Source organism: Bradyrhizobium sp. USDA 3315 (genome assembly GCF_054056795.1).
The window spans coordinates 8,484,919-8,496,358 of the sequence record NZ_JBSRYP010000001.1 but is presented as its reverse complement, the minus strand read 5'-3'; the positions used below and the strand labels follow the sequence as shown (position 1 = coordinate 8,496,358).

Genomic DNA, 11,440 nt, shown 5'->3' with positions numbered 1-11,440 from the left:
GACATCTGCACATCATTTCAGTTCTTGTCTGTTGCCGGTTCGTCACAGGCGCACGTATCGGTCATATGAAGTATAAGTTTGAACCGCCGGCCGTCGATTCAACGATGCCGGTTATCCACCGTCTCGTCCGGGTCCATTGCTGATGCCGATATTCTTCTCCGACCCCGAGGCGATCGCGGAGCACATCATTCGTGACGTCGGAACCGAACTGGTGGTCGGGCTGCCGCTCGGCCTCGGCAAGGCCAACCACATCGTCAACGCGCTGTATGCGCGAGCAGTGGCCGACCGCTCCATCAACCTGACGCTGTTCTCCGCGCTGACGCTGGAAAAGCCGAAACCGAAGAGCCTGCTCGAACGGCGTTTCATCGGTCCGGTGATCGATCGCCTGTTCGGCGGCTATCCGGATCTCGCCTATGCGGATGCGCTGCATCTTGGCGCACTTCCGCCCAACATCAAGGTGATCGAGTTCTTCTTCCTCGCGGGGCAGTGGCTGCACCAGCCATTCGCGCAACAGCACTACATTTCCGCCAACTACACCCATGCGGCGTCATATTTGTTGTCGCGCGGACTGAATGTCGTGCCTCAGCTAGTTGCCAAGCGCATGGTCGACGGCGCGCCGCGCTACAGCCTGAGCTGCAACACCGACACCACGCTCGACGTGCTGCGCGCCCGTGCGCAGGGGCGGGCGTCGTTCAAGCTGATCGGCCAGGTCAATTCCGAGCTGCCGTTCATGCCCGGCGCCGGCGACCTGCCGGCGGATGAATTCGCCGCGGTGCTCGACAGTCCAGAGACCGATTTCCCGCTGTTCGCGCCGCCGTCCGAGCCGATCAGCGACACCAAATATGCGATCGGCTTGCATGCCGCCGGTCTGGTCCGCGACGGCGGCACGTTGCAGATCGGCATCGGGCAGGTCGGCGACGCGCTGGCGCAGGGGCTCGTGGTCCGCCATCGCGACAACGCCGAATTCCACGGCATCATGCAGCGCCTTGCGCCCGGTACCGGGCAACTCGCCGCGGCCGAGACTGGGTCGTTCGAAAAGGGGCTCTACGGCGTCAGCGAGATGCTGTTCGAGGCGTTCCTCGGGCTGATCGACGCCGGAATCCTCAAGCGCGAGGTCGGCGGCGTGATCCTGCACGGCGCATTCTTCCTGGGCCCGCCATCATTCTACCGGGTGCTGCGCGAGATGGCACCGGAGCGGCTGGCGCGAATCCAGATGATGCCGGTTTCCTTCACCAACGAGATCTTCGGCGACGAGGACGGCAAGCGTCGCGCCCGGGTCGATGCGCGCTTCGTCAACAATGCGATGATGGCGACGCTGCTCGGCGCTGCGATCTCGGACGGCCTCGAGGACGGCCAGGTCGTAAGCGGGGTCGGCGGCCAGTATAATTTTGTGGCGCAGGCATTCGCGCTCGAGGGCGCACGTTCTGTGCTGGCGCTGGAGGCGACCCGTCAGTCCGGCAAGCAAGCGCAGTCGAACATCCGCTGGTCCTATGGACATGAGACCATCCCGCGGCATCTGCGCGATGTCTTTGTCACGGAGTATGGCGTTGCCGACGTCAGGGGGAAATCCGATGCCGACGTGATCGCCGCGATGCTGCAGGTCTCGGACTCCCGTTTCCAGGACGAATTGATGCGGCAGGCCAAGGATGCCGGCAAGCTGCAACGCAGCTACGAGATTCCTGCGGCGCATCGCGAAAATTATCCCGAGCGCATCGGCGATGCGCTGAGGCCCGCGCGCGATGCCGGGCTGCTGCCGTCATTCCCGTTCGGCAGCGACTTCACCGATGTCGAGCAGCGGTTGATTCCGGCCTTGCAGATCTTGCAGCAGGCGCAGCACACGCCGCTGCAACTCGCCGGCCTGCTGTGGCAGGGCATGCGGCATCCGCCCGATGCCCCCGACCGCGAATGCCTGGCGCGGCTCGGTCTCGACAAGCCGACGCATTTCGCCGAGCGCGCCTATCGCGCGCTCGTCACCGCGGCTTTGCAACGGAGCCGAATGGCTAAAGCGCGATGAGATCGTCGCGCCTTAGCCTGCTGTTTGAGCATGATCTTGTCCGGAAAACCGCTTCGCACTTTTCCGGATCATGCTTTAGCGGTTCTTGTTGACCGGCTTGCGCTTCTCGATGAACGCCGCCATGCCCTCGGAGCGATCCTCGAGCGCGAAGGTCGAGTGGAACAGATTGCGCTCGACATTCATGCCCTCTGCGAGCGGCGTCTCGAACGCGCGGTTGACGGCTTCCTTGGCCATCGCGGCGGCCGGACGCGACATCGAGGCGATCTTCTCGGCTGCCGCGAGCGCCTCCTCGAGCAGCTTGTCGGCCGGCACGATCCGCGACACGAGGCCCGAGCGCTCGGCTTCCGCCGCATCCATCATCCGTCCGGTCAGGCAGAGGTCCATCGCCTTCGACTTGCCGATCGCGCGGGTCAGGCGCTGCGTGCCGCCGATGCCGGGAATGGTGCCGAGGGTGATTTCCGGCTGGCCGAACTTGGCGGTGTCGGCGGCGATGATGATGTCGCACATCATCGCGAGCTCGCAGCCGCCGCCGAGCGCATAGCCCGCGACCGCGGCAATGGTCGGCTTGCGGCAACGGGCGACGCGATCGCCGCCGATGGCGGTGAAATCGCTGTTGAACATGTCGATGAAGCCCTTTGGCTGCATCTCCTTGATGTCGGCGCCGGCCGCGAAGGCCTTCTCGCTGCCGGTGATCAGGATACAGCCGATCTTGTCGTCGGCCTCGAGATCATCGACCGCCGCGGCGATCTCGCGGAACACGCCGAACGAGAGCGCATTCAGCATTTTCGGCCGGTTCAGCGTGATGACGCCGACCGGTCCCTTGCTTTCGACAATGATGAATTCGAACGTAGCCATGGACGCAAACCCCGTGCCTGATTTGCCGGGCAATGTGCCCGCTGACGGGATGCGCTTCAAGTGGCTGAAACGAGGCTTTGGGCTGCGGTGCGGCGCCCCCCGCGCCGCACCGCAGGTGCCTCCGCTAGGCCATGAACATGCGCGCGGCGGAGGCCACCGTGAGCAAAGCGCCGAACCCGATGAAGATCTTCCCGATCAGCGAGGTCTGGTCCCAGCTCGCGCTGTCGCTGCTCGCCAGAACCGGGGCCGGCTTGGGTGCAGCCACGGCAACCGTCGGCGGCGGCGCCGGCGATGCCTCCTGTTGAGCGGTCTGCGGCTGGGCCGGCCGCGGCTGTTCCGCCGGCTGCTCCTGCTGCAGGGCGCGGTCGACCTCGTTGAGCTGGTCGGATGCGACCACATTACCGTCGGACTGATCTGCGGGCTTGTCGGCCGCGGCAATCAACACATTGGCTTTCACCGGCGTCGCCGCTGCATTGTCGTCGCCGGAGGTCAGCTCCGCATTGGCGTTGGCGACGGTAGCGGGAATGCCTGCCGAGGTGACCCTGCCGGCGTCGTTATTGGTGGCGTTCTTGCTGTCGGATTTGTCGGCGGTCTTGTCAGTGGTCCTGGAGGACCGGTGGCGTGCCGAGCGCCGGCCATGCCGCGAACTCTGCCCGGCGGACTTGTCGGTCGTTGCGCTGTCGGATTTCGATGCCGATGCGTCCGATCCGGCCGCATGCGCCGGCAACGGAGCCGCGAGACACACAAGAAGCCCTGTCAGTCCTGTCGCAACCATCAATGCCAAGCGCCCGCTGGCTTTGATCTTCATTTTGATGATCTCCCCATGTCGCCCGCCCAAGGGCGAAAAGAGACCCCGCTGCGTGTCCACACCGGGGCAGAAAAAGGGAATCTTCGGGCATCCGGGGGCAAAAGCTGGGCAATTTCTTCCCAGTGGCCCATCGACGGCAGCAGCACCGATGTTTGTCGGACCGATCGGTGTTATGAGCCGTGACGTCTGGAAACCCGCTGGAGCGATTCTTTGAGGCCGATCCTCGGCGCGGTCTTGCCGGAGAATAGAGATCACGAATTCGTGATCGTCTGGCGTGCCGCGTAACGAACTGAAAGATCGGCCGAATTGCAATTCAGGAGCCTGCGTGCGCGAACGTGAGGATGAATGGACCGGCCTGATGCGGTCGGCCATTTCAGGCGATGATGCGGCGTACCATCGCCTGCTCAAGGCCATCACGCCGGTACTCCGTGCTGCGGCGCGCCGCGGCCTGGCGCGCGCGGGACAACCGGTCGATCAGTCCGAGGACATCGTGCAGGACATCTTGCTGGCGGTACATTTGAAGCGACAGACCTGGGACACCAGCGCGGCGTTCGCGCCCTGGCTGTTCGCGATCGCGCGCAACAAGCTGATCGACGCGCTGCGCCGCCGCGGCAAGCGGATCTTCGTCAACATCGATGATTTCGCCGAGACGCTGCCCGGGGAAACACCGGAACCGACGGCCTCGCCGGGCGAGGTGAGCGCCCAGCTGCAGGCTTTGCCCGCGCGGCAGCGCGAGGTGCTGCAATCGATCGCGGTCGACAGCGCCTCGATCAAGGACACCGCGGCGAAATTCTCGATGACCGAGGGCGCGGTGCGGGTCGCGCTGCATCGCGGGCTTGCGAGCCTCACTGCGAAATTACGGGATCGATGAGCATGGACACCGATCAACTCATTCGAACCCTTGCTGCCGACAATGCCTATCGCGCGCGTCCGATCGGTCTTGCGCTGATGCTGGCACTGCTGGCGGCGGCGCCGGTCTCGCTCCTGATCTTCTTCGCCGAACTCGGCGTGCGGCCCGACGTGATGAGCGCGATGCACAATCCGTTCTTCGACCTAAAATTCGCCGTGACGCTGGCGCTGGCCGCCTCGGCGATCGCGGTCAGCCTGCATCTGTCGCGCCCGGAGGCTTCGCTGCGCGGCTTCGGCTGGTGGTTGCTGATTCCCGCCGGCATCCTCGTCGCCGCCATCAGCGGCGAGATGATGATGCCGCAGCGTACGCCGATGATGACGCGGCTGATCGGCAAGAATTCGATGGCCTGCATGACCGCGATCCCCGCGATGTCGCTGCCGCTGCTGGTCGGCGCGCTGTATGGGCTGCGGCAGGGCGCGCCGGCGCGGCCGGCGGTCGCCGGTGCGATAGCCGGCCTGCTCTCGGCAGGGCTCGCGGCAACCGTCTACGCGTCGCACTGCACGGATGACTCGCCGCTGTTCGTCGCCACCTGGTACACGCTGGCGACCGCGATCGTCGCGAGCGTCGGCGCGCTGATGGGAAACCGGGCGCTACGATATTGAGCAATCGTAGCCCGGATGGAGCAAACGGGTCGCGCGAACGCGCGCCCGATAACAACTCCGCGAAATCCGGCTGCGCCCTAACCTCCCCTTGAAAAGGGGAGGTCGCTTTGCTCGTTAGAGCAAGGCGGGTGGGGATCGGCTGTCTCCAAGAGCAGCGTCGCCTGCGGCTGACCCCCATCCCGACCTTCCCCCTTTCAGGGGGAAGGGGAAGAGAGCTTCGTAGCCCGGATGCAGCGGAGCGAAATCCGGGGCAGCTCCATCCGCGGATACAGGTCCCCGGATTGCGCTTCGCTGCATCCGGGCTACGGGAAATCAGGCCGCGGGCGCGGACTGCTGCATGCGATGGAAGCGTAGCACCTGCTGCGCGGTCGACGGCCGCAGCCGCTCGTAGGTGTCCTTGCATGCCTGCAGATCGGTCGGCTCGCCGCCCGAGATGTCGTCGCGCAGGTTGATGATCGCCCGCACCGTCGACCATGACAGGCCCGAGACCTTGGCCAGGATCATGACGCCCTCGGCGCGGGTTTCGATCATCATGTTCTCGGCGACGCTGACCGAGACGTTGGCGAGCGCGGCGAGCGAGGCATTGGTCTCGTCGAACTTGCCGGCCTCGGCGAAAGCTGCGAGCTGGAATTCGTCGAGCCGGCCGTCCTGGTAGAGCGACTTGACCAAGGCATGCGCGATCGTGGTGTCCGGCGTCACGGCGGCCGGCGCCGAGCGCGCGCGCCGCGTCGCTTCCTTCACCGCGATCGGAATCTCCTTGGCCTGCTGCGGATTGGCGGTCTCGAGCCGCTGCCTGACCGCGTCCGAGGCCTTGGCGACCAGCTTGAGATAGAGATGCCGCGGGATGTTCGGGCGCAGGCCGACGCAGGTCGACAGGTTGTCGTCGCCCTCGGCGCGGCTGACCAGGCGGGTGAAGCCGCGCTCGGTGAATTCCGCGCCGGGATTGTTGACCGCGCTCTGGATCACCTCGTCATTGCCGCGCAGCACCAGCACGTCGGTGACGGCGCCGCTCAGCGTCTTGCGGTTCGAGATCGCGAGCAGATGCGCCTGGCTCTTGCTGCGCGCCGTTTCGATCAGGGTGTCGTCGTCGAGCCGCGGCGACAGCGTCAGCACGGGGCCCGCGACCTCGATCAGGTCGTCGAAGGCAAGGGTGCGGATGGTCTGCGGCGGTGCGGTGTCGATCGGGGCGAGGCGGTCGGCGAGCAGCGCCTTGGCCGAGTTCTCGATGTGCTCGAGCAGGCATTGGAAAACGTCGTCGAACAGCACGATCTGCTCGTTGGAATAGTTCACCGAGCCGTTGATGAAGAGGTCGGTCACGCGGCGCAGCGTCTCGACGCGGCGTGCGACGGTGCCGTGCGCGAGCGTCGTCTGCAGCTCGTCGAGCAGACTTTCGGGGGCGGTCTCGGGCTTCAAACTCATGACTCTGTCCTGGAGCGGTGGCGACGGCTTCTCCGGCGCCGAAGAGGGAAATGGATTTCAGGCGCTGGCGATGCGGTTGCGTCCCCTGGCCTTGGCCGCGTACAGCGCGCCATCGGCGCGGGCGAGCAACGTATCGGAGTTTTCGCGCGGCTTGAGCGTCGTGACGCCCGCGGAGATCGTCACCCGCATGCCGGGCGAGAATGCGCTCCAGTCGAGATCGGCGATGATCGCGCGCAGCCGTTCGAGCGCGCGCATCGCCTGATCCTGCGACAGGTCGGGCAGCACCAGCAAAAATTCCTCGCCGCCGTAACGGCCGAAGCGATCGACGCTGCGGAGGTTGGCGAACATGCCGATGGCGAAGGTGCGCAGCGCCTCGTCGCCGATTGGATGGCCGTAGACATCGTTGATGCGCTTGAAATGGTCGAGGTCGATCAGCGCAACCGCGCAGGAGCTGCCGTTGCGGGCGCAGCGCGCGATCTCCTCCTCGAGCGTGCGCATGATGCTGCGGCGATTGGAGGCGCCGGTCAGTTCATCGAGCTCCGCGAGCTCCTCGATGCGCCGGTAGGCCTCCTTCAGCTTCAGTCCGCTCTGGTACAGCGATTGCTGCATCGAACTGGAGAAGATGCCGAGGCACATGCAGCGCCCGATCGTCAGCGCGAACACCAGCATGGTGGCGAGGCGATCGATCCGGGTCGCGGTCGGCATCCCGATCGCCTTGTCGGTGCCGAGGAACAGCGCGGCGAGGCCCAGCACCATGACGGTCCAGACGATCGCAGTCTGCCGCGCCGAGGTGCGCAGCGCACCGAAGCCGAACACCACGAACAGGTTGCAGAGAAACAGCACGCCGACTTCCGGCGCGATGTAGGTGAACACCAGCAGGTTCACCATGTTGATCGCCGATTGCGGCGCGACCAGATAGTGGTCGCGGAAGCGCTCGTGAAAGCCGCACTCGGAGAGCACCACATAGACGGCGACCAGACAGAGGCCGGTCAGCGCGTAGCCCGCCGCCACCCAATCCGACGTGGTGCCGCCATGCGCGTAGATCAGCAGCACGACGGCGTCGAGCACGAAGCAGGCCGCGATCATCGACTGGATCTGGCGGCGCTGCTTGGCCCGGCGCGCCAGGCGCTCGGCCGTCAGCCTGGGACGGCCGCTTTCCGATGCGCCCGCGATCGGACTGGGAAGTGACGACGCAGCGCTGCCCATGGTCTCGCCATTGGTGAAGTCCGGCGAAAATCTACGTAGGAAAGCCTTTAGGTTTGGTATCTTTTGGAACCAAATCTACCCCGGTGTAGCCCGGTCATCGCCCTTGTTTCGTAAGGGGAATCCGTTCGCAGAGGCGAGACGGGAGCGATGTGCGGCAAGCCTGCGCCGTGGCGGACTTCGTGACGGTGCTGGCGTGCCGATAAAGCCTTGGTATGGTCGCGCCGGATGGTGCCTGTCCGCGAGAGTTTCCACTATTATGATACCGTTTATCGAGTCTCGGCTGATTTTTCGTCATTGGAAGCGCCGACTGTGGCATAGATCACACATGCAGTGCGGACATTGCCGTAATGTGAAGAATCTTGGCTCTCGCGTCGAACCACGCACCGCCCCCTTCAGACCAACTTTGCGAGACGGGCATTGAGCGCGACACAGGCGGCTTCAGACGACGTTCTGATCGCTCGGATCGCTCAAGGCGACCGGCTTGCCATGCAGGTGCTGTACGGGCGGCACCATGTCAGGGTGTACCGCTTCGGGCTTCGGCTCGTGCGGGACGAACAAGTGGCGGAAGACCTCATCAGCGAGGTCTTCCTGGACGTGTGGCGTCAGGCGGGCAAGTTTGAGGGACGATCCGCCGTTTCGACCTGGCTTCTGGCGATTACCCGGTTCAAGGCGTTGTCTTCGCTGCGGCGAAGGAAGGACGCCGAGCTGGACGATGAGGCCGCGAACGCGATCGAGGACACGTCCGACGATCCGGAAACGGTGGTGCAGAAGAAGGACACCGGTGACACGCTGCGTAGGTGCCTGACGGGACTATCGGCGGAACATCGGGAAATTGTCGATCTTGTCTACTATCACGAGAAATCCGTGGAAGATGTCGCTGAGATCGTGGGGATTCCGGAGAATACCGTGAAGACGCGCCTGTTCTATGCGCGCAAGAAACTTGCCGAGTTGCTGAAGGCAGCCGGTGTCGAGCGAGGTTGGCCATGATGGCTGCGAGAACAAAGGTGCAAGAGCCTGACGATATCGAGATGCTGCTGCCCTGGCACGCGGCCGGCACGCTGAACGCGCGTGATGCGCGCCGCGTCGAGGACGCGCTTGCGAGCGATCCGGAGCTCGCCCGGCAATATGCCGTCATTCGCGAGGAATATGCCGAGACCATCGGCCTCAACGAGAGTCTCGGTGCGCCCTCGGCGCGCGCGATGCAGAAGCTGTTCGCCGCGATCGATGCCGAGCCGGAACACAAGCCGTCGATGGGCGCGCGCATGTCGGCCTCTGTCTCGGAGTTCTTTTCGAAATTGTCGCCGCGGACGCTGGCGTGGTCGTCCGGCCTCGGTGCGGTCGTGGTGTTGTTGCAGGCTGGCGTGATCGGCGCGGTGCTGATGCGCAGCCAGCCGGCCTTGTTCCAGACGGCGTCGCTCGATGTCGCCGAGCGCAGTGCGCCGGTCGCGCCCAGTGCGCCGATCACCCGCGACCTCGGCGCCAGCGTGGCGGCGACGCCGACCCGGCTGCTGGTGCGCTTCACACCCGATGCCAGGGTCGCCGACATCACGTCGCTACTCGACAATTACCAGGCCTCGATCCTCGACGGGAAGGGCGGGATGTTCCGGCTGCAGTTCCGCGCAATGGACAAGAGCAGCGTCGCTGCGCTGATTGCGCGTTTGCAGAAGGAGAAGATCGTCAGCCTCGCGGTCGAAACGCCGTAATCGGCGGCTGACGGTTCTGCGCCGAGTTGAGGTCACCATGGCCGCCAACGGCCGGACCAGATTGACGAACCACGCGATCGCCGCGGCCGCAGCCTTGTTGCTAGTCTGTGTTGCCGGCTCCGCCTCCGCTCAGAATTTCATGCGATCGCCGACCGGTGGCGCGCCACAGGTCTCGCCCGGGTTGCGGGCCAATCCCGGTATCGGAAGGGTTGGTGGCAATCCCGCCGGCGGGTTCGGCGGCCCAGTTGGCCGCATGCCGCCGACGGTGGACCGCGGCCCGGCCACGTCGTGGACCTACGATGGCCGCGATTGCGCGTGCCGTCCCCCGTGCGCCCCGCGCCCCGTCTCTCTGCCAGCTGCGATGACGGCGATCGCGGCCAATGTTCCGACCGGCCGGTTGCCGGCAACGGCGGCGGCAAGGGCGCAACGCGGAAGGGCAGGGCCGGCGGTGGCGGCAGTTTGCGTGCACAGGATGCGTCGAGCGTGCGAACCGTGCCGAATGAGCTCGTAGCCGAAATCGACGGTGCCTTGACGGAGGCGGAAGCAGATGCACTCGCGCGCCGTCATGGGTTGAGGCGGATCGCCTCGCAGAATGTCGCGCTGCTGGGTGCGACGATCGGCCTGTTCCGCATCCTGGGCAATCGTTCGGCCGAAACGGCGAGCCGCGAGCTCGCAAGCGATGCCGGCGTCCGCTCCGTACAGCCCAACTACCGTTACGCGCTGCAGGACCAGAAGGCGTCGGGCGGCAGCGATCCGGCGCAATATGCCCAGACACAGCTGCATCTGCCCGCGGCCCACAAGCTGGCGCGCGGGATGAATGTCACCATTGCCGTGATCGACTCCGGCGTCGACGCCGCCCATCCGGAATTGGCGAACACGGTCGCCGATACGTTCGATGCGCTCGGCAGCAAGGATGCTCCAAACGCCCACGGCACCGCCATTGCCGGCGCGATTGCGGCGCGTGTCAGGCTCACGGGGAGCGCGCCGGAAGTGCGGATCCTGGCGATCCGCGCCTTCGGTGCGGTCGCGGGCGGCGCCGGGAGCACCTCCTATGTGATCCTCAGGAGCCTCGACTACGCGGTGGCGCATGGCGCGCAGATCGTGAACATGAGCTTCGCCGGACCGAAGGACGCCCTGGTCGAGCGCGCGGTGGCCGCTGCCGTGATGCGGGACGTCGTGTTGGTCGCCGCGGCCGGCAATGCGGGTGCGACATCGCCGCCGCTGTATCCGGCCGCCCATCCCGATGTGATCGCGGTGAGTGGCACCGATGCCGGCGACCGGCTGATGGCCGCCTCGAACCGCGGCAGCCATATCGCGCTGGCCGCCCCGGGCGCCGACCTCCTCGTGCCGGTGCCTGACGGCAAGTACCAGCTGATGTCGGGCACATCGTTTTCGGCCGCGTTCGTCAGCGGCATCGCGGCCTTGGTGCTGGAACGGAATCCGGCATTGAAGCCCGCCGAGGTGCGACGGGTCCTGACCAGCACGGCGCGCGATCTCGGGACACCTGGACGTGACGATCTGTTCGGTGCAGGGGAAGCGGATGCGCTTGCCGCGGTGATGGCGGCGACCAGTGCTCCCGTTGCCTCTGCCGCGGGCAAACCGTCGCAGCCTGCACAGCAGGCCGACGGCAATAACACTTCCGTGAGCCGCATGTCGAATGACCCCGCGCCGTCGATCGCATCGGAGGATTCCGCAGCAAATCGTCGTGCTGCGCAGTGATTTTCGACGCCGAACGCCTGCAACGGTGCGATGGAACCGCGGCGCGAGAAGGTTAAAAAAATCGCCGGCGATTTGAACGTCCGCCTTCCTCTCACGACTTATGTGTGTGGGAGCGGTTTAACCCTCCCCGGCTATATCAGGCGCGAGCGCCCATCCACCCCAAGCGCCCATATGGCTTTGACCCGTCCGGTTGTCCCCCCGGAC

Annotated in this window: 10 protein-coding genes; 6 read left to right on the top strand and 4 right to left on the bottom strand. The window is 65.5% G+C overall.

The genetic code is table 11. The features are described 5' to 3' along the window. Positions 1-142 precede the first annotated feature (142 nt). A complete protein-coding gene (locus ACVIYL_RS39830; RefSeq protein WP_456781144.1) occupies positions 143-2,014 on the top strand; it encodes an acetyl-CoA hydrolase/transferase C-terminal domain-containing protein in 1,872 nt (623 codons plus the stop codon). Between the two features lie 75 nt (positions 2,015-2,089). Here the strand turns inward: ACVIYL_RS39830 and ACVIYL_RS39825 are convergent, their stop codons facing one another. Both ACVIYL_RS39825 and ACVIYL_RS39820 read right to left on the bottom strand, forming a co-directional pair. Further along, positions 2,090-2,869 (bottom strand): enoyl-CoA hydratase, encoded by a 780-nt coding sequence (locus ACVIYL_RS39825; RefSeq protein ID WP_076833105.1) that lies wholly within the window; start codon positions 2,867-2,869, stop codon positions 2,090-2,092. Positions 2,870-2,993: 124 nt separating this feature from the next. Then, complete coding sequence (locus ACVIYL_RS39820) at positions 2,994-3,677, bottom strand: hypothetical protein (RefSeq protein WP_456781143.1); 684 nt, start codon at positions 3,675-3,677, stop codon at positions 2,994-2,996. A 325-nt stretch (positions 3,678-4,002) separates the two neighbouring features. Here ACVIYL_RS39820 and ACVIYL_RS39815 point away from each other — a divergent pair, with 325 nt between their 5' ends. Together ACVIYL_RS39815 and ACVIYL_RS39810 are read left to right on the top strand one after the other, a co-directional pair. Continuing rightward, entirely contained in the window at positions 4,003-4,548 is a 546-nt protein-coding gene (locus ACVIYL_RS39815) for a sigma-70 family RNA polymerase sigma factor (RefSeq protein WP_076833573.1), read from the top strand. Between the two features lie 2 nt (positions 4,549-4,550). Then, a complete protein-coding gene (locus ACVIYL_RS39810) occupies positions 4,551-5,189 on the top strand; it encodes an NrsF family protein (protein ID WP_028331662.1) in 639 nt (212 codons plus the stop codon). Between the two features lie 312 nt (positions 5,190-5,501). Here ACVIYL_RS39810 and ACVIYL_RS39805 read toward each other — a convergent pair whose 3' ends face one another. Together ACVIYL_RS39805 and ACVIYL_RS39800 are read right to left on the bottom strand one after the other, a co-directional pair. Beyond that, a complete protein-coding gene (locus tag ACVIYL_RS39805) occupies positions 5,502-6,608 on the bottom strand; it encodes a DUF2336 domain-containing protein (RefSeq protein WP_456781142.1) in 1,107 nt (368 codons plus the stop codon). Between the two features lie 57 nt (positions 6,609-6,665). Beyond that, the gene (locus ACVIYL_RS39800) at positions 6,666-7,814 is read right to left on the bottom strand and encodes a GGDEF domain-containing protein (protein ID WP_456781141.1); all 1,149 of its coding nucleotides are present in this window, start codon (positions 7,812-7,814) and stop codon (positions 6,666-6,668) included. 417 nt (positions 7,815-8,231) lie between these two features. On the opposite strand from ACVIYL_RS39800, the gene ACVIYL_RS39795 reads away from it, so the two are divergent. The 3 genes from ACVIYL_RS39795 (at position 8,232) to ACVIYL_RS39785 (ending at position 11,236) form a co-directional block, all read left to right on the top strand. Continuing rightward, positions 8,232-8,801, top strand: a complete 570-nt coding sequence (locus tag ACVIYL_RS39795; protein ID WP_016843228.1) for a sigma-70 family RNA polymerase sigma factor — start codon at positions 8,232-8,234, stop codon at positions 8,799-8,801. Next, positions 8,798-9,517 (top strand): hypothetical protein, encoded by a 720-nt coding sequence (locus ACVIYL_RS39790; RefSeq protein ID WP_310880737.1) that lies wholly within the window; start codon positions 8,798-8,800, stop codon positions 9,515-9,517. Before ACVIYL_RS39795 ends, ACVIYL_RS39790 begins: the two co-directional genes overlap by 4 nt. A gap of 483 nt (positions 9,518-10,000) precedes the next feature. Next, positions 10,001-11,236 carry a S8 family serine peptidase gene (locus ACVIYL_RS39785; protein ID WP_456781140.1) on the top strand — a complete coding sequence of 412 codons (1,236 nt, stop codon included), beginning with the start codon at positions 10,001-10,003 and terminating at the stop codon, positions 11,234-11,236. The last annotated feature ends 204 nt before the right edge of the window (positions 11,237-11,440 follow it).